Source organism: Promicromonospora sp. NPDC057488, assembly GCF_042802395.1.
Lineage (GTDB): Bacteria > Actinomycetota > Actinomycetes > Actinomycetales > Cellulomonadaceae > Promicromonospora.
This window is the reverse complement of the sequence record NZ_JBHVEG010000137.1, coordinates 1-16,903: the sequence shown is the minus strand read 5'-3', so window position 1 is coordinate 16,903 and position 16,903 is coordinate 1. Positions and strand designations below refer to the sequence as shown.

Sequence of the window (16,903 nt, the reverse complement as noted above, 5' to 3'; positions counted from 1 at the left end):
GGCCGGGCTGCTCTGGGGGCGCCCGGCCGTCGTCCTGCTCCGGGGGCCGCCTGCCCCCGCTGCCCGTGCCCGCCGAACGTAGGGTTGATCGGCGCATGAGCGCTCATGCGCCGACGCGCCCTACGTTCGAGCGCCTCGTCAGCCCAGGAGCAGGGTGACCAGCAGCGACACCGGCAGGGCCAGGAGCATGCTCAGCAGGGTGACGTCGCGGACCGACGTCGTCGCCAGGCGGAAGTGCCCCGCGAACAGGAACACGTTCTGCGCCGTGGGCAGCGCCGCCATCAGCACGACGCCGAGCAGGTCCACGCCGTCCAGGCCGAACAGGAACCGGCCCACCACCCAGGCCAGCACCGGCATGACCAGCGACTTGAGCACGGTGCCCAGCACCACCTCGGCCCGGGCGTCCCGGCCGAGCGGCCGCTGGCCGCGCAGCGACATGCCGAACAGCAGCAGGAGCAGCGGCACCGACGCGTGGCCGAGCATCTCGACGGGCTGCCCGAGCACCGCGGGCAGGTCCACGGAGAACGCCGCCGCGAGCAGCCCGAGCCCCGTCGCGACCGTGACCGGGTTGGCGAGCGACCGGGCGAGGGTGGCGCCGAGGGACCGGTCGGCGTCACCGCCGACGTCGGCAGCGTCGCCGGCCGCCGCGAACCGTCCCGCCCGTGCCGCCCGGTGCCGGCACCAGGCGAACACCGACAGGTACACCGGCGCGACCACCAGCAGCTGCGCGATCAGCACGGAGACCACCGGGGCCGCCGTCCCCACCGCGTACAGCGCGATGGGCACGCCGATGTTGCCCGCGTTCACGTACGAGCTCGCCATCGCCCCGGCCGCGACCGGGCCGGCGGGCCGCCGCAGCAGCCCGCCGGCGACCAGCGCGTACAGCAGCCCCGTGGCCGCCGCGGTGATCAGCGCGATCGGGGTGTAGGTGCGCAGCACGGCGCCCAGGTCGGCGTCCGACATGAGCAGGAACATCAGCGCCGGGTTGGTGATGTAGTACACCAGCGGCGCGATGCCGCGCTGCATGGCGTGGGCCTCGCCCGGCAGCAGCCACGCCGCGACGAACCCCACGCCCACCAGCACGAGCACGATCGCGAACCCGAGCAGCACCCCCGTCACGGGCAGGTCCTCAGCGGACCAGGCACGGGCGCTTCGGGTCGAACTCCCACCCCGGGACCAGGTACTGCATCGCCAGGGCGTCGTCCCGCGCGCCCAGGCCGTGCTTCAGGTACAGCTCGTGCGCGGCGGCCAGGCGCTCGCGGTCGAGCTCGACGCCGAGCCCCGGCGTCGTCGGCACCTGGATCTCGCCGCCGGCGATCCGCGGCGGGGCCGTGGTCAGGCCCTGCCCGTCCTGCCAGATCCAGTGCGTGTCCAGCGCCGTGATCTCGCCGGGCGCCGCCGCGCCCACGTGCGTGAACATGGCCAGCGAGATGTCGAAGTGGTTGTTGGAGTGCGACCCCCAGGTGAGCCCGAACTCGTGGCAGAGCTGGGCCACGCGCACGGAGCCCGCCATGGTCCAGAAGTGCGGGTCGGCCAGCGGGATGTCGACGGCGCCCGCGCGCACGGCGTGCGCCATCTCCCGCCAGTCCGTGGCGATCATGTTGGTCGCCGTCGGCAGGCCGGTCGCCCGCTTGAACTCCGCCATGACCTCGCGGCCGGAGAACCGGCCCTCGGCCCCGCACGGGTCCTCCGCGTAGGCGACGACGCCGCGCATGCGCCGGCCCAGCCGGATCGCGTCGGCCAGCAGCCAGCCGCCGTTGGGGTCCAGGGTGATCCGGGCGTCGGGGAAGCGCTCCTTGAGCGCTACCACGGTGTCCACCTCCAGGTCGCCGGCCTGCACGCCGCCCTTGAGCTTGAAGTCGGTGAACCCGTACCGCGCGGCGGCGGCCTCGGCGAGCCGCACCACGGCGTCGGGCGTCATCGCCTCCTCGCGGCGCAGCCGGCCCCACGCGTCGGACTCGTCGTCCCCGCGCAGGTACGGCAGGTCGGTCGCGCCCGGGTCGCCCACGTAGAACAGGTACCCGAGCATCGGCACGGCCGTGCGCTGGACGCCGTCGCCGAGCAGCTCGGCGACGGGCACGCCCAGGTCCTGGCCGTGCAGGTCGAGCAGCGCGGACTCCAGGGCCGTGACCGCGTGCACCGTGGTGCGCAGGTCGAAGGTCTGTAGCCCGCGTCCGCCTGCGTCGCGGTCGGCGAAGGTGCGGGCGACGTCGCGCAGCAGGGAGCGGTACCGCGCCACCGGCTGCCCGACGACGACCCGCCCGGCCTCCTCGATCGTGGCCCGGATCTTCTCCCCGCCGGGCACCTCGCCCAGCCCGGTGCGGCCGTCGGAGTCGGTGACGATCGCGACGTTCCGTGTGAAGAACGGGGCGTGCGCGCCGGACAGGTTCAGCAGCATCGAGTCGTGGCCCGCGACGGGCACGACCTCGACGGCGGCGATCGTGGGGTGGCTCACAAGGCGGCCTCGGTCTCGGAGGCGCCCAGCACCACGTCGAGCACGCCGTCCACCCGCCGCGTCAGGTGCCACGGGTTGTCCGACCGCAGCGGCTCCGGCAGCAGGTACTCCGGCAGGTTCTGGTAGGCCACGGGCCGCAGGAACCGCTCGATCGCGAGCGTGCCCACCGAGGTGGTGCGTCCGTCCGACGTCGCGGGGAACGGCCCGCCGTGCACCATCGCGTGCCCCACCTCGACGCCGGTGGGCCAGCCGTTGGCCAGGATGCGGCCGGCCTTGCGCTCCAGCACGGGCAGCAGCGCCGCGGCCGTCTCCCGGTCGTCCTCGGTCAGGTGCAGCGTCACGGTGAGCTGGCCCTCGAGGCGCTCGACGGCGGCCAGCAGCTCGGTGGGGCCGGCGTACCGGACCACGAGCGAGGCCGCGCCGAAGATCTCGGCCTGCAGCACGGGGTTGCTCAGCAGGGTCGGCACCGCGCTGGCGAACACCGCGGGCGCGGGGGCGTTGTGCCCGGCGCCCGGGGAGCCGGCCCCGACCAGCGCCACGCCGTCCTGCGCGGCCAGCGTGTCCACGCCGTCCTGCCAGGCGCGGGCGATGCCGTCGGTGAGCATGGTCTGCCCGGCCGCGGCGGCCGCGGCGCGCCCGGCGGCGGCCACGAACGCGTCGCCGCGCTCGCCGTCCGGCACGAACACGAGGCCGGGGGCGGTGCAGAGCTGGCCCGACGAGCCGGTGACCGACGTCAGGTACGCGGAGGCGAGCGCGTCGACGTCGCCGGCCAGGGCGCCGTCGAGCAGGATCGTGGGGTTGATCGAGCTCATCTCGGCGTAGACGGGGATCGGCACGGGCCGCGCGGCGGCCGCCTCGACGAGCGCGAGGCCGCCGCCGCGGGAGCCGGTGAAGCCGACGGCCTGGATCACCGGGTCGGACACCAGGGCCTGGCCCACGACCTTGCCCGGCCCGTAGACCAGGGAGAACACGCCGGGGTGCAGGCCGGACGAGGCGACGGCGTCGGCCACGGCGCGGCCCACGAGCTCGGCCGTGCCGGGGTGCGCGTTGTGCGCCTTGACGACGACGGGGCAGCCCGCCGCCAGCGCGGAGGCGGTGTCGCCGCCCGCGGTGGAGAAGGCGAGCGGGAAGTTGCTGGCGCCGAACACGGCGACGGGGCCGACGGGCACCTTGCGCTGCCGGATGTCGGCGCGCGGCAGGGGAGCGCGGTCGGGCAGGGCGGGGTCGATCCGCACGCCGCGGTGGTCGCCCTGGCGCACGACCTGGGCGAACAGGCGGAGCTGGTTCGTGGTGCGGGCGACCTCGCCCGTGAGGCGGGCCGCCGGGAGGCCGGTCTCGCGCATGGCCCGCGCGACGACGTCGGGCGCGACCGCCTCGATGTTGGCCGCGACCTGCTCCAGGAAGCGCGCGTGCGGCTCGGGGGCGAGCGCGGAGAAGGAGGCGAACGCCTCCTGCGCGGCCGCCGTCGCCTGGGCGACCTGCGCCTCGTCGAGCAGGGAGTAGGCGGGCTCGAGCGCCTGGGCCGTGGCCGGGTCCTGCCCGGCGAAGGTGCCGGCGGTGCCCGGGAGGGGCGCGCCGGCGACGATCGAGTGGCCGGTGAGCTGGGTCATCGCATGTCTCCTTGAGGGCGTTCGGGTCAGCCGGCCAGGGTGTCGACGGCGGCGGCGGGGCGCACCCCGGCGGCGTCGATCAGGGCGCCGAGGTCCGTGAGGTCCTGGTCGGTGAGGTCCTGCAGGGGCGCGCGCACGCTGCCCATGTCGCGGCCGATCGCCTTCATGCCGCCCTTGACGATCGAGACTCCGTACCCCTTGGTGCGGTCGCGGATGTCGAGGTAGGGCAGCACGAACCGGCGCAGCTTCTCGGTGACCGCGGCGTGGTCCTGCGCCCGCACGTCCCGGTAGAACTCCAGGGCGAACTCCGGCACGAAGTTGTACATGGCCGAGGAGTAGGTGCTCATGCCGAGCTGCAGCAGGGGCAGGGCGTAGGTCTCGGCGGTGGGCAGGCCGCCCAGGTAGAACAGCCGGTCGCCGTTGGTGGCGTAGACGCGCGTGAGGTGCTCGATGTCGCCGATGGCGTCCTTGAACCCGATGAAGTTCGGGTGCCGCTCGGCGAGCCGTGCCACGGTCTGCGCGGAGTAGATCGCGTTGCCGCGGTTGTAGACGATGACGCCGAGGTCGGTCGCGGCGCAGACGGCGGAGGCGTGCTCCAGCAGCCCGTCCTGGTCGGCCTCGGTGAGGTACGGCGGCAGGAGCAGCAGCCCCTCGGCGCCGGCGTCCTGCGCGGCGCGCGCGTTCTGGATCGCCTGGGCGGTGTTGCCGCCCGCGCTGCCGAGCACCGGGGTGCGGCCGGCGGCGGTCTCGACGGCGAGCCGCACCACCTCGGCGGACTCCTCCGGAGTCAGGCTGAAGCCCTCGCCCGTGCCGCCGGCGGCGAACAGGCCGCCGATCCGGAAGCTCGACTGCCAGTCGATGTGGTCGCGGTAGCGCTCCTCGTCGATCCGCCCGTCCGCGGTGAACGGCGTGACGGGGAACGACAGCAGCCCGTCCTTGAGGGCGACGGCGAGCTCCTGGGGTGCATACGTGGCCAAGGGTGGCCCCCTCCTGTGACAGACGTCGGCGATGACATGCTGATCGGCTAGGTTCTCGCGGCCACGGTAAGAACCGTCCACGATGCCTGTCCAAGCCCAAAACGGCATCAACTCATGCCGCAACTGCATCGCTTGATCTCAGGACGACGGGTGGAGGTAGCGGAGGAACTCGTGCAGGGCCGGGTTCTTCGAGCTCCGGTCCCAGATGGCGTGCAGCTCGACGACGCCGTGCGGTACGTCGAGCTCCACGAACGTCACGCCCGGCAGGCCGAGCAGGCGCGCCGACTCCGGGACGAACGCGACGCCGCGCCCGGCGGCGACCAGCGAGCACATCGTCAGGATCTGGCTGACGACGTGCACCACGTTGCCGTGCTCGACGGCGATGTACCGCACCACCATGTCGTAGAAGTACCGCGCCTTGGTGGGGTGGTGCCCGACGACGGGCTGGTCGCGCAGGTCGGCGGCGGTCACGGGACGGTCCAGGCGGGTCAGCGCGTGGCCGGGCGGCACGGCCAGCACGAGGTCCTCGGACAGCAGGAGGCGGGAGTCGAAGCTCTCCTGGTCGAACGGCGGCCGGCCGAGCGCCAGGTCGAGCTCGCCGCGGCGGATCGCCTCGATCTGCTCGATCGTCACCAGCTCCTGGAGGTCGAGGTCGACGTCGGGCATGAAGTCGGTGATCTCCTGCACCAGCGTGCCGAGCAGGCTGAAGCCCGAGGCGGCGGTGAACCCGAGGCGCAGCACGCCCGCGCGGCCGGCGGCGATCTTGCGGGCCAGGGCGGGGGCGGCGTCGGCGGCGGTCAGGAGGCGGCGGGCCTCCTCGAGGAACACGGTGCCGGCCGTCGTCAGCTCGACGTGCCGGTTGTCGCGCTCCAGCAGGGGGACGCCGACGGCGCGCTCCAGCTTCTGGACCTGGCGGCTCAGGGGCGGCTGGGTCATGTTGAGGCGTTCGGCGGCGCGGCCGAAGTGCAGCTCTTCCGCGACGGCGAGGAAGCAGCGGACCTGATCGAGGGTGTACACGATGGCCTTTCCGGGAATTGATGCATTCCCAGTATCAAGCAATGCAGTAAGAGGCTTAGACAGGCATCGTATGGGCTTCCTATGCTCAACGCCCGACCGGCAGATGCCCGTCGAAGATCTCAACGAGGAGAGCTGTGATGACAACTCCTGACCGCCGAAGCCCGCGCGTCCGCCGTGCCGCCCTGGGTGCCACCGCCGCGCTGGCGGCCCTGACGCTCGCCGCGTGCGGCGGCAACGTGGGCGCCGCCGGGGGCGGCGAGGGCGAGGACTTCCCGTCCGGCCCGGTGACCATCACCGTGGGGCAGGACGCCGGCGGCTCGACCGACCTCATCGCCCGCGCCGTGGCCGAGGGCATGGCCGAGGACCTCGGCGTCGCCGTCCCCGTCGTCAACCGGGCCGGGGCCAACGGCGCCGTCGCGACCGAGGAGGTCGCGGGCAAGCCCGCCGACGGGTACGAGCTGGTGCTGCTGAACGCCTCCCTCATCACCATCACGCCGCTCGCGGTGTCCGAGGACGAGGCCGTGGACCTGGCGAACCTCGACGTGCTCAAGGGCCTCTCGCAGGACGACTACGTGCTGCTGGCCAGCGTCGACTCCGGGTTCGAGAACCTGGACGACCTCAAGGGCGCGTCCGGCGAGATCAAGTACGGCACCACGGGCGTCGGCACCGGCTCGCAGCTCGCCCAGGCCGCGCTGTTCGCGCAGGCCGAGATCGACGGCACCGCCGTCCCGTTCGACTCCGGCTCGCCCGCGCTGACCGCCGTCGTCGGCGACCAGGTGCAGGTGGCCACGGTGCAGCTCGGCGAGGCCAAGCCGCAGATCGACGCCGGCAAGGTGGTGCCGCTGCTGGCCTTCTCGGCCGAGCGCAACCAGTTCCTGCCCGACGTGCCCACGGCCGTCGAGGAGGGCTACGACGTGCCCGTCTCGCAGTACCGCGCGCTGGCCGCGCCCAAGGGGCTGCCGGAGGACGTCAAGGCCCGGCTGGTGGAGTCGATCGACGCCGCCATCGCCTCGGACACCTACACCTCGTTCAACGAGAACAACCTGCTGACGCCGCACGAGATCTCGGGCGACGAGGTCACCACCGAGTGGACCGAGCTCGCCGACAAGTACAGGGCGCTCACCGAGGAGTACGACATCAGCCTCGCGGAGGGCTGATCCCTCGTGGCAACGGCAACCAAGGAGGCAGGCGTGGACGGCAGCTCGAACGGCAGGCCGGACGGCGGGGCGGACGGCGGGGCGGACGGCGCAGCTGCCGTCGCGCCCGCCGACCCGGCCCAGGCGCTGGCCGAGGAGTGGGCCGAGGACGCCCCGCCGCCCGCCGGCCCGGTCGCGAACCTCGCGGCCAGCCTGGTGACGGCCGGCGTCGGCGTCCTCGGGGCGGTGACGGCGCTCGGTCTGGGCCTCGGCACCCTGACCCAGCCGGGCGCGGGCCTGTGGCCGCTGGCGATCAGCGTCGCCGTCGTGGTCCTGTCCCTCGCCCAGGTGGTCATCGGGCGCCGCGGCGGCGACGGCGAGAGGTTCTCCCGGTACTCGTGGCTCTCCCTGGTGGGTCTCGTGACCCTCCTGGGGCTCGTGGCGCTGCTGCCCGTGATCGGCTTCGAGATCCCCGCCCTGGTGCTGAGCCTCGTCTGGATGAAGTTCCTCGGCGGCGAGTCCTGGCGCTCCGCCGTCCTGTACTCGGTGCTCGTGGTCGGGGTGCTGTACGGGGTCTTCGTCGGGGCGCTCGGCACCAACGTCCCGCACCTCTTCTGACCGCACCGCAGGTCTGATCCGCAAGGGAAACGCACGTGGAATCACTGCAGAACGTAGCCGCCGGGTTCGCCGTCGTGCTCGAACCGACGAACCTGCTGTACTGCCTCGTCGGGGTGGTCATCGGCATGCTCATCGGGGTGCTGCCGGGTCTCGGCCCGGCGGCCACCATCGCCATCCTGCTCCCGCTCACCTACGGCGTGGAGCCGGTCACCGCCATCATCATGCTCGCCGGGATCTTCTACGGCGCCCAGTACGGCGGCACCATCACCTCCGTGCTGCTGCGCCTGCCCGGCGAGGCCAGCTCCGTGGTCACGGTCCTGGACGGGCATGCGCTCGCCAGGAAGGGCAAGGCGGGCACGGCGCTCGGCGTCGCCGCCGTCGGGTCGTTCATCGGTGGCACCGTCGCCATCGTCGGACTGACCTTCCTGGCCCCGGTCGTGGCGGGCTTCGCCCTCGACTTCGGGCCGCCCGAGTACGCCGCCCTGGCGCTGCTCGGCATCCTCCTGGTCTCGACCATCGCGTCGGGCGCGAAGGTCAAGGCGCTCATCGCCGCGGCGATCGGCCTGCTGCTGGCCACCGTCGGGCGCGACGCCTTCACGGGCGCCGAACGCTTCACCTTCGACAGCCTGAACCTGGCCGACGGCATCGACTTCGTGCCCGTCGCCATGGGCCTGTTCGGCCTCGGCGAGATCCTCTACAACCTGGAGGAGCGGCACCGCGCCGTGCACGCGCCCGGCAAGGTCGCCAACGTCTGGCCGTCGCGCAAGGACCTCAAGGAGTCCTCGGGCGCCGTCACCCGCGGGTCGGTGCTCGGGTTCTTCCTCGGCATCCTGCCCGGCGGCGGCGCGACCATCGCCTCCATGGCCGCCTACGCGGCCGAGAAGAAGCGCGCCAAGGACCCGAGCCGGTTCGGCAAGGGCGCCATCGAGGGCGTGGCCGGGCCGGAGACGGCGAACAACGCCGCCGCCACCAGCTCGTTCATCCCGCTGCTCACGCTCGGCATCCCCGCCAACGCGACGATGGCCCTGATGTTCGGCGCGCTCCTGATCCAGGGCATCACGCCCGGCCCGCAGCTCGTGTCCGAGCACCCCGAGCTGTTCTGGGGCGTCGTCAACTCGATGTACATCGGCAACGTGCTGCTGCTGATCATGTCCATCCCGCTGGTCGGCGTGTTCGTCCGCATCCTGCGGGTGCGCGCGGCGATCCTGGCGCCGGTCACGGCCCTGATCACCATGATCGGCGCCTACACGATCAACAACTCCGTGTTCGACGTCCTGCTGGTCGTCGTCTTCGGGGCCGTCGGCTACCTGATGAAGAAGTTCGGCTTCGAGCCCGGGCCGCTCGTCCTGGCGTTCGTCCTGGGCTCGCTCCTGGAGTCCAGCCTGCGGCGCTCGCTGCTGATGTTCGACGGGTCGGCCGCCGGCTTCTTCACCCGGCCCATCTCCGCGACGCTGCTGGTGGTGTTCGTGGTGGTGGCCGTGCTGCCCCTGGTCCGTGCCGTCCGCGAGCGGCGGGCGGGTGCGGTGGCTGCTGGTGAGGGCTCGTCCGACGACGCGTCGGCGAAGAACCGAGAGGAAGAGTCAGTATGAGCATCGTCGTCGGCTACGTGCCCACGCCCGCGGGGGAGGCCGCCGTCAAGGCGGCGGTCGCCGAGGCCGGGCTGAGGGGCGAGGACCTCCTGGTCGTCAACTCGGCACGGGAGGGCGCGGTGGTCGAGACCACCGTGGCCGCCGAGGAGGACCTGGACCGGGTGGTCGAGCAGGCCGCCGCGGCGGGCGTCGCGGCCAAGGTGGTGCGCGGCACGCACCGGGACGACTTCACCGACGAGATCCTGGACCTCGCCGACCAGCACGACGCCTCGCTGATCGTGATCGGCCTGCGCCGCCGCAGCACGGTCGGCAAGTTCATCATGGGCTCGGTGGCGCAGCGCATCCTGCTCCAGGCCGACCGTCCGGTCCTGGCGGTCAAGCCCCCGCGCTGACGACCGGCCGCCGTCCGGCCGGCCGCGCAGGCGCGGGTGTTGACCACAGCAGTTGCTGCCAGTGAGGTGCCCCTCCTGGCAGCAGCTGCTGTGGTCAACGGCTTTGCTCGACGGCGGCCGGCGGCCGGCGGCCTGGTCAGTGGGCGGCGTCGGCGCCCGACTCGTCCAGGAGACGGCGGCGGGACGACGTGAGGTGGACCCGCATCGCAGCGGCGGCGGCGAGCGGGTCCTGGGCGTCCAGGGCGTCGAGCACGGCGCGGTGCTCCTGGACGACGCCGGCGAACCGGCCGCCGCCGTGCCGCGCGTCGGGGCGCGGGCTGCCGTCCTGCGCCGTGGCCTCGTGCGCCGCGTCGTCGGCGTGCCGGTCGAGGCGGCCGCGGGGCATCGCGATCATCTGCGGGCCCAGCCGGTCCAGGGCCTCCAGGAGGAACCTGTTGTCCGCGGCCTCCGCGACGAGGCGGTGGAACGCGAAGTCGTGCTGCATCGCGGTGGCGGGATGCCCGTCGGACGACGCGAGCGCGCCCAGCCGGTCGGCCAGCGCCGCGAGCTGCGCGGGCGTGCGCCGGACGGCGGCCAGCGCGGCGGCCTCGGTCTCCAGCGCGATGCGGTACTCGACCAGCGCGAGCCGGTCGGCCAGCGACCGGGCGACGGGCGCGCCGCCGTCGTCCTCGGTGGGCGGGGTCAGGGCGTAGCTGCCGCTGCCGCGCCGGGTGTGGACCAGGCCCTCGAGGTTCAGCCGCGCGATGGCCTCCCGGACCACGGTGCGGCTGACCTGGTGCTCGACGGCGAGGCGCGGCTCGCTCGGCAGCTTCTCGCCGGGGGCGATGTCGCCGTTGACGATGCGCGCGCGCAGCGTCTCCACGAGGGTGCCGCTCAGGGTCTGGGCCATGGGGTCATGCTTCCATCTCGGTGCTGCTTCCCGGGGAACCCGGGACGACGTGTCAGACGTACGGATCCCTCGGGGGACCTGTACGTCTGACACGTCGGGGTGCGGGGGTCAGGCCGGGCCGAAGGTCGCCGTGTCCGTGGTCCAGGCGCGGGCCTGCTCGCTGAACGTGACGCCCAGACCGGGGCGGTCCGGGACGAGCATGCGGCCGTCCTTGGTCTCGAGGCGCTCGTTGAACAGCGGGTCGAGCCAGTCGAAGTGCTCCACCCACGGCTCGCGCGGGTACGTGGCCGCCAGGTGCAGGTGGATCTCCATCGCGAAGTGCGGCGCGAGGTCCAGGCCGGCCTGGTCGGCGAGCGTGAGCAGGCGCAGGAACTGCGTGATCCCGCCGACGCGCGGGGCGTCCGGCTGGATGATGTCGCACGCCCGGGTCGCGATGAGCCGCTCGTGCTCGGCCACGGAGGCCAGCATCTCACCGGTGGCGATCGGCGTGTCCAGGGCGGCGGCGAGCGCGGCGTGGCCCTCGGCGTCGTAGGCGTCCAGGGGCTCCTCGATCCACACGAGGTCGAACTCCTCCAGCCGCCGGCCCATGCGCAGCGCGGTGGTGCGGTCCCACTGCTGGTTGGCGTCGACCATGAGCGGCACGTCGGCGCCGATGTGCTCGCGGACGGCGGCGACGCGCTCCAGGTCGCGCCGGGTGTCCGGCAGGCCGACCTTGATCTTGATGCCGCCGATGCCCTCGGCGATCGACCGGCTGGCGCGCTCCTTGACCTCCTCGATGCTCGCGTTGAGGAACCCGCCCGAGGTGTTGTAGGTGCGCACGGAGTCGCGGTGCGCGCCGAGCAGCTTGGCCAGCGGCAGGCCTGCGCGCTTGGCCTTGAGGTCGTACAGGGCGATGTCGATGGCGGCCAGGGCCTGGGTCGCGACGCCGGAGCGGCCCACCGACGCGCCGGCCCACAGCAGCTTCGTGTACAGCTTGGCGATGTCGTTGGGGTCCTCGCCGATCGCGGCCTGGGCCACCTCCTTGGCGTGCGCGTACTGGGCGGGTCCGCCGGCGCGCTTGGAGTAGGAGAAGCCGAGGCCCTCGAACCCCTGCTCGGTGGTGATCTCCGCGAACAGGAAGACGACCTCGGTCATCGGCTTCTGCCGGCCGGTGAAGACCTTGGCGTCGGAGATCGCGGTGGCCAGCGGCAACGTGACAGTCGAGAGCTGCACGGTCCGGATGGCGTCGGGCTGGTACGTCATGGCGCTCCTTTGCGGCGGGATGTTCGCTTGCGATCATACAAGTATGAAACCTGTATGACTACATCGTGTCGGCTGCGGATGGCACGCTGGGCGCATGGCAACCCACCTCGTCGTCGGCGCCGGGCCCGTCGGCACCGCGCTCGCCCTCCGCCTCGCCCGGGCCGGACGATCGGTCGCCGTGGTGACCCGCTCGGGCCGCGGCCCCGAGCACCCCCGCGTCGAGCGGGTCGCCCTCGATGCCACGGGCGCGCCGGCGCTCGCGGACGCCGCCCGGGGTGCCCGCGTGCTGTACAACTGCGCGAACCCCGGCTCCTACCAGGCGTGGGAGCGCGGCTGGCCCCCGCTGGCCGCCGCGGCGCTGCACGCTGCCGAGGCGTCCGGCGCGGTGCTCGTGACGCTGAGCAACCTCTACGGCTACGGCCCCGTCGACGGCGTCATGACCCGGGACCTGCCGCTGGCGGCGTCCGACCACAAGGGGCGGCTCCGGGCGAGGCTGTGGCAGGAGGCGCTCGCCGCGCACCGCGCCGGGCGGGTGCGGGTCACCGAGGCGCGCGCGTCGGACTACATCGGGCCGACCGTGCCGGCGTCGCACGGCCTGTTGCCCATGTACGCGGCCGCGACGCTCGCGGGCAAGCCGGCCAACGTCATGGCCGACCCGGACCAGCCGCACACCTGGACGGCGGTCGACGACGTCGCCGCGACCCTCGTGGCGCTCGGCGCCGACGACCGCGCCTGGGGATCGCCGTGGATCGTGCCGGCCAACCCGCCGGTGCCCGTCCGCGAGGTGCTGCGGCAGCTCGGCACGCGGGCCGGGACGGGGGAGCCACGGCTGCGCCGGGTGCCGCGCGGTGTGCTGCGGGCCGGGGGGCTCGTGGTGCCGCTGCTGCGCGAGGCACTCGGCGTGCTCTACCAGTTCGACCGGCCGTTCGTCGCGGACGGGTCGGCGACGACCGAGGTGTTCGGCGTCCGCCCGACGCCGTGGGACGAGGTGCTGGACGCGACGGCCGAGGCCTGGCGGGCGCGGGCGGCGGACTGACGGGCGGCGGGCTGATGGACGGCGGGCGGCGGGCGGCTGTCCGACGTCGGCCGGCCGAGGCTGCCCGACGTCGGAGGGCCAGGGCTGCCGCCGTCGGGCGCCCTCTCCTTTGAGGCCTAAGTTTCTTCGCTTTGGCATGGCTCAAAGAGGAGAAACCTAGGCCTCGAAGGGGAGAGAGCCGGCTGGTAGCATCGTCATATGGCGATGACAAAGGTGCCGGACGATGTGAAGCCCGCCGAGTCCGAGGCGATGGCCGTGGCCTCGTACCTGTTCCACGGGTTCTCCGACCCGTCGCGACTGGCGATCCTGCAGCACCTGGCCCTCGGCGAGCACCGCGTGGTGGACCTGACCGGGCACCTCGGCCTCGCGCAGTCCACGGTCTCGAAGCACCTGGCGTGCCTGCGCGACTGCGGGCTCGTCGAGTCCCGCCCGGAGGGCCGGGCGTCGGTGTTCTCCCTGACCCACCCGGAGGCGACGCTCAAGGTGCTCGCCGCCGCCGAGCAGCTCCTGGCCCTGACCGGCGACGCCGTCGCGCTCTGCCCGGTCTACGGCGCGGACGGTTCGGCGGCGCACACGCCGGACGCGGTCGCGCACCCGTCCGGGGCGGGTTCGCGTGCGGGCCGGACGGCGGGGGCGACGCCATGAGCCACAGCCACGGTCCCGGCGGCCACCCGCACGGCGACGCGGGAGCCGCCGCGGGCGGACGTCGGCGCCTCGCCGTCGCGTTCGGCATCACGGCGTCCGTCTTCGTGGCCCAGGCGGTCGGCGCCCTGCTCACCGGCAGCCTCGCCCTGCTGGTCGACACCGCGCACATGCTGACCGACGTCGCGGGCCTCGCCATCGCGCTCGGGGCGGCTTCCCTCGCGCTGCGGCCGCCGTCGCCGCGCCGCACCTGGGGGTTCCGCCGGGCGGAGATCCTCGCGGCGCTGGCCCAGGCCGCGGTGCTGCTCGCCGTCGGCGTCTACGCGCTGGTCGAGGGCGTGAGCCGGCTGTTCGGGCCGGCGGAGGCGCCGGGGCCGGGCCTGCTGGTGTTCGGCATCGTCGGCCTGGTGGGCAACGTCGTGGCGCTGCTCGTTCTCGCGGGCGGCCGCTCGGCGTCGTTCAACCTGCGTGCCGCGTTCCTGGAGGTGGTCAACGACGCGCTGGGCTCGGTCGCGGTGATCGTGGCCGCGGTCGTGATCGCGACGACGGGCTGGCAGCGCGCCGACGCCGTCGCGGGCCTGGTCATCGCCGTGCTGATCCTGCCCCGGGCCGCCCGGCTGCTGGCCGACTCGGCGAGCGTGCTGCTGGAGTCGACCCCGCCCGGCATGGACCTGGACGAGGTCCGGGCTCGGCTGCTGGAGGTGGAGCACGTCGAGGAGGTCCACGACCTGCACGCGTCGCTCGTCGCGACGGGGCTGCCGACCATCAGCGCGCACGTCGTGGTGCGCGACGTCTGCTTCCGGGACGGGCAGGCGCCGCCCGTGCTCGACGCCCTGCAGCGGTGCGTGGCCACGCAGTTCGACGTACGGGTGGAGCACTCGACGTTCCAGCTCGAGCCCGCCGAGCACGCCCGGCACGAGGCGCCGACGCACGCCTGACGCGCGGCGCGGTCACGCCCCGGAGACCCCGCACACGCGCTCGACCAGGTCGCGCCATCCGGCCTCGAACCGGGCCGTCGGCTCCGGACCCGCCAGCTCCGGCCCCGCGAAGAGCTGGAGCAGCAGCGGGCCGTCCAGCGCGTACGCGAGCTGGCCCGCGAGCACTTCGACGTCGGCGCCCGGCAGGTCGACCTCGCGCAGCAGCACCCGCAGGTGGATCTCGGACAGCGGCCGGCGCCGGTCGCCCCCGCGCTGCCCGCCCGCGTGGCGGCCGTCGAGCGTGCCGCGGGCGACGGCGTGGTGCTCGGCGAGGAACCGGACCCGGGCCGTGCCGTAGGCGATGATCCGGTCGACGGGCGGTGCCCCGGGGCCGAGCGGCGGCGGACCGCTGAGCACCTGCTGCTGCAGGTCGCGCTCGGCGTCGTCCAGCAGCGCCTGGAAGATGCCCGCCCGCGACCCGAACCGCCGGAAGACCGTGCCCTTGCCGAGCCCGGAGCGCTCGGCGAGGAGGTCCATCGTGAGGCACTCGGGCCCTGCCTCGGCCAGGAGCTCCCGCGCGCTGGCGAGCAGCAGCTGCCGGTTGCGCGCGGCGTCGGCCCGCTCCGGCCGCGGTGTGCCCCACGTCATCGGCGTGCTCATGTCCGGATGCTATCCGGCGGAGCTTAACCGGGGTAAAGTCCGTTTGGTCGGCCAGGGGGTCGGCACAGGTCTCTGGAGGACGACATGACAGACATGAACACCGGGGTCATCGAGGCGTTCCGCGCGAACGCGGGCGTGCTCGGCGAGGACGTCGCCGGCGGGCACTTCCTGGGCAAGCGGCTGGTGCTGCTGCACCACGTCGGCCGGGTCAGCGGCAAGGCGTACGTGACGCCGCTGGTGGCCGCCACCGACGGCGACGCCTACCTGGTCGTGGGCTCCCTGGGCGGCGCGCCCAAGGACCCGGTCTGGGTGGCGAACGTGGAGGACGGCACAGGCGAGACGACCATCGAGGTGGGCGACCAGACGCTGCAGGCCACCACGACCGTGGTGCGCCCGACGTCGCCCGAGTGGGAGCGGCTCTACGGCATCTGGGCCGCCTACTGGCCCGACGCGAAGGTGTACGAGACCCACACCGACCGCAAGTTCCCGGTGATCCGGCTCGAGCCCAAGGCCTGACCCCTCAGCGTGGGCTGACCGACCGGACGAACTCCCGCACGCGCGCCGCCATCTCCTCGGGCACCTCGCCCACCGTGAAGTGACCGCCCCGCTCCAGGCGGTCGAACACGCGCAGGTCGAGGTAGTGGCGGCGCGCGAGCGACTCGGGGTAGCCGGCCTCGTGCCGCTGGACGAACACCGCTGCCGGCACCGTCGTCGGAGCGATCGGGTCTGGCTGGTCGGCGCCCTCGTAGTAGGGCCGGAACGACGATCCGATGGTCTGGGTGGCCCAGTAGATCGTCGCCTCGGTGAGGATGCGGTCGCGCGAGATGCGCTGCTCCACCCCGCGCGGGTCGCCGGGCGGGGTGTCGCTCCACTCGACGAGCTTCTCGGTGAGCCACGCCAGCAGGCCGGCGGGGGAGTCGTTGAGGGCCGTCGCGAGCGTGTCGGGCCGCGTGGCCTGGACGTGGCCGTAGGCGCCGTCGGTCTGGTGCTTCGCGGCGATGCCGGCGAAGAACTCCCGGTCCTCGGGGTCGTCGAGCGCCGCCCGCTCCGACGTGGTCGGGAAGTGCGCGTGCGTGGCGACGATGCCCGCCACGTGCTCCGGGTACCGGGCCGCGATCAGGTCGCTGACGTTCGCCGTCACGTCCTCGCCGTACGTGAAGTACCGGTCGTAGCCCAGCACGTCGGTCATGAGCGCCTGCATCGTGGCCGCCAGCCGCTTCTCGGACATCTCGCCGTCCGCGTACGGCGCCGAGAACGCGAAGCCGGGCAGGCTCGCCACCACGACGTCGAGGTCGGGCAGCAGGTCCGCGAAGTCGAGCTGCAGGGCGAACGTGTGCGGCCACCCGTGCAGCACGAGCAGCGCGGGCGCGTCCGGCTGCTCGGAGCGCAGGTGCACGAAGTGCACGTCCGCGTCGTCGATCGTCGCGATGAACTGCGGGTGCGCGTTGAGCCAGGCCTCCCGCGCCCGCCAGTCCCAGCTGATCCAGTGGTCCACGAGCTCGTGCAGGTAGGCCGCCGTCATGCCGGACGGCGGACGCCGGGGCGAGTCGGCGGGGATCCGGCTGCGCGCCAGGCGGTCGCGCAGGTCGGTGAGCACCTGATCGGGGACGTGGACGGTGAAGGGCCGAGGGTCGCTCATGACCCGACGGTAGACGCGGTCACTGACATCGACCGGCCGGCCGCCCGTGTCAGACGTACAGGTCACCCGCGTGACCTGTACGTC

At 73.6% G+C, this 16,903-nt stretch carries 17 protein-coding genes; 8 read left to right on the top strand and 9 right to left on the bottom strand.

The genetic code is table 11. From position 1 onward, the window contains the following. Window positions 1-138 precede the first annotated feature (138 nt). From ACFU5G_RS22455 to ACFU5G_RS22435, 5 genes are all read right to left on the bottom strand, one after another. The gene (locus ACFU5G_RS22455; protein ID WP_377249777.1) at window positions 139-1,119 is read right to left on the bottom strand and encodes an AEC family transporter; all 981 of its coding nucleotides are present in this window, start codon (window positions 1,117-1,119) and stop codon (window positions 139-141) included. 10 nt (window positions 1,120-1,129) lie between these two features. Then, window positions 1,130-2,398, bottom strand: coding sequence for an enolase C-terminal domain-like protein (locus tag ACFU5G_RS22450; protein WP_377249779.1), 1,269 nt, complete (start codon window positions 2,396-2,398; stop codon window positions 1,130-1,132). A 53-nt stretch (window positions 2,399-2,451) separates the two neighbouring features. Next, a complete protein-coding gene (locus tag ACFU5G_RS22445) occupies window positions 2,452-4,065 on the bottom strand; it encodes an aldehyde dehydrogenase (NADP(+)) (protein WP_377249775.1) in 1,614 nt (537 codons plus the stop codon). A 26-nt stretch (window positions 4,066-4,091) separates the two neighbouring features. After that, window positions 4,092-5,042: a 5-dehydro-4-deoxyglucarate dehydratase gene (kdgD, locus tag ACFU5G_RS22440; RefSeq protein ID WP_377249773.1), complete on the bottom strand. Its 951-nt coding sequence runs from the start codon at window positions 5,040-5,042 to the stop codon at window positions 4,092-4,094. Between the two features lie 138 nt (window positions 5,043-5,180). After that, window positions 5,181-6,059: a LysR family transcriptional regulator gene (locus ACFU5G_RS22435; RefSeq protein WP_020018295.1), complete on the bottom strand. Its 879-nt coding sequence runs from the start codon at window positions 6,057-6,059 to the stop codon at window positions 5,181-5,183. Between the two features lie 137 nt (window positions 6,060-6,196). Between ACFU5G_RS22435 and ACFU5G_RS22430 the strand changes: the two genes are divergently transcribed. Genes ACFU5G_RS22430 through ACFU5G_RS22415 form a run of 4 tightly spaced genes read left to right on the top strand, consistent with a single transcriptional unit; the run spans window position 6,197 to window position 9,794 of the window. Next, window positions 6,197-7,216: a tripartite tricarboxylate transporter substrate binding protein gene (locus tag ACFU5G_RS22430; protein WP_377249771.1), complete on the top strand. Its 1,020-nt coding sequence runs from the start codon at window positions 6,197-6,199 to the stop codon at window positions 7,214-7,216. A 33-nt stretch (window positions 7,217-7,249) separates the two neighbouring features. After that, on the top strand, window positions 7,250-7,813 hold the full coding sequence (locus tag ACFU5G_RS22425) for a tripartite tricarboxylate transporter TctB family protein (protein ID WP_377249769.1): 564 nt from the start codon (window positions 7,250-7,252) through the stop codon (window positions 7,811-7,813). Between the two features lie 35 nt (window positions 7,814-7,848). Next, window positions 7,849-9,402, top strand: coding sequence for a tripartite tricarboxylate transporter permease (locus ACFU5G_RS22420; RefSeq protein WP_377249767.1), 1,554 nt, complete (start codon window positions 7,849-7,851; stop codon window positions 9,400-9,402). Next, entirely contained in the window at window positions 9,399-9,794 is a 396-nt protein-coding gene (locus ACFU5G_RS22415) for a universal stress protein (protein ID WP_377249765.1), read from the top strand. Before ACFU5G_RS22420 ends, ACFU5G_RS22415 begins: the two co-directional genes overlap by 4 nt. Window positions 9,795-9,930: 136 nt before the next feature. Here ACFU5G_RS22415 and ACFU5G_RS22410 read toward each other — a convergent pair whose 3' ends face one another. Further along, window positions 9,931-10,683: a FadR/GntR family transcriptional regulator gene (locus ACFU5G_RS22410; RefSeq protein ID WP_377249763.1), complete on the bottom strand. Its 753-nt coding sequence runs from the start codon at window positions 10,681-10,683 to the stop codon at window positions 9,931-9,933. 108 nt (window positions 10,684-10,791) lie between these two features. Continuing rightward, a complete protein-coding gene (locus ACFU5G_RS22405) occupies window positions 10,792-11,925 on the bottom strand; it encodes a mandelate racemase/muconate lactonizing enzyme family protein (RefSeq protein ID WP_377249761.1) in 1,134 nt (377 codons plus the stop codon). A 94-nt stretch (window positions 11,926-12,019) separates the two neighbouring features. Here ACFU5G_RS22405 and ACFU5G_RS22400 point away from each other — a divergent pair, with 94 nt between their 5' ends. From ACFU5G_RS22400 to ACFU5G_RS22390, 3 genes are all read left to right on the top strand, one after another. Continuing rightward, window positions 12,020-12,961 (top strand): NAD-dependent epimerase/dehydratase family protein, encoded by a 942-nt coding sequence (locus tag ACFU5G_RS22400; RefSeq protein ID WP_377249759.1) that lies wholly within the window; start codon window positions 12,020-12,022, stop codon window positions 12,959-12,961. 198 nt (window positions 12,962-13,159) lie between these two features. Beyond that, window positions 13,160-13,606 (top strand): ArsR/SmtB family transcription factor, encoded by a 447-nt coding sequence (locus ACFU5G_RS22395; protein WP_377249756.1) that lies wholly within the window; start codon window positions 13,160-13,162, stop codon window positions 13,604-13,606. After that, window positions 13,603-14,541, top strand: a complete 939-nt coding sequence (locus tag ACFU5G_RS22390) for a cation diffusion facilitator family transporter (protein WP_377249754.1) — start codon at window positions 13,603-13,605, stop codon at window positions 14,539-14,541. Before ACFU5G_RS22395 ends, ACFU5G_RS22390 begins: the two co-directional genes overlap by 4 nt. Before the next feature lie 12 nt (window positions 14,542-14,553). Here ACFU5G_RS22390 and ACFU5G_RS22385 read toward each other — a convergent pair whose 3' ends face one another. Then, complete coding sequence (locus ACFU5G_RS22385) at window positions 14,554-15,180, bottom strand: TetR/AcrR family transcriptional regulator (RefSeq protein WP_377249752.1); 627 nt, start codon at window positions 15,178-15,180, stop codon at window positions 14,554-14,556. 84 nt (window positions 15,181-15,264) lie between these two features. On the opposite strand from ACFU5G_RS22385, the gene ACFU5G_RS22380 reads away from it, so the two are divergent. Beyond that, entirely contained in the window at window positions 15,265-15,696 is a 432-nt protein-coding gene (locus ACFU5G_RS22380) for a nitroreductase/quinone reductase family protein (protein WP_377249750.1), read from the top strand. A 4-nt stretch (window positions 15,697-15,700) separates the two neighbouring features. On the opposite strand, the gene ACFU5G_RS22375 is transcribed toward ACFU5G_RS22380, so the two are convergent. Then, on the bottom strand, window positions 15,701-16,819 hold the full coding sequence (locus ACFU5G_RS22375) for an epoxide hydrolase family protein (protein ID WP_377249747.1): 1,119 nt from the start codon (window positions 16,817-16,819) through the stop codon (window positions 15,701-15,703). Window positions 16,820-16,903: the final 84 nt, after the last annotated feature.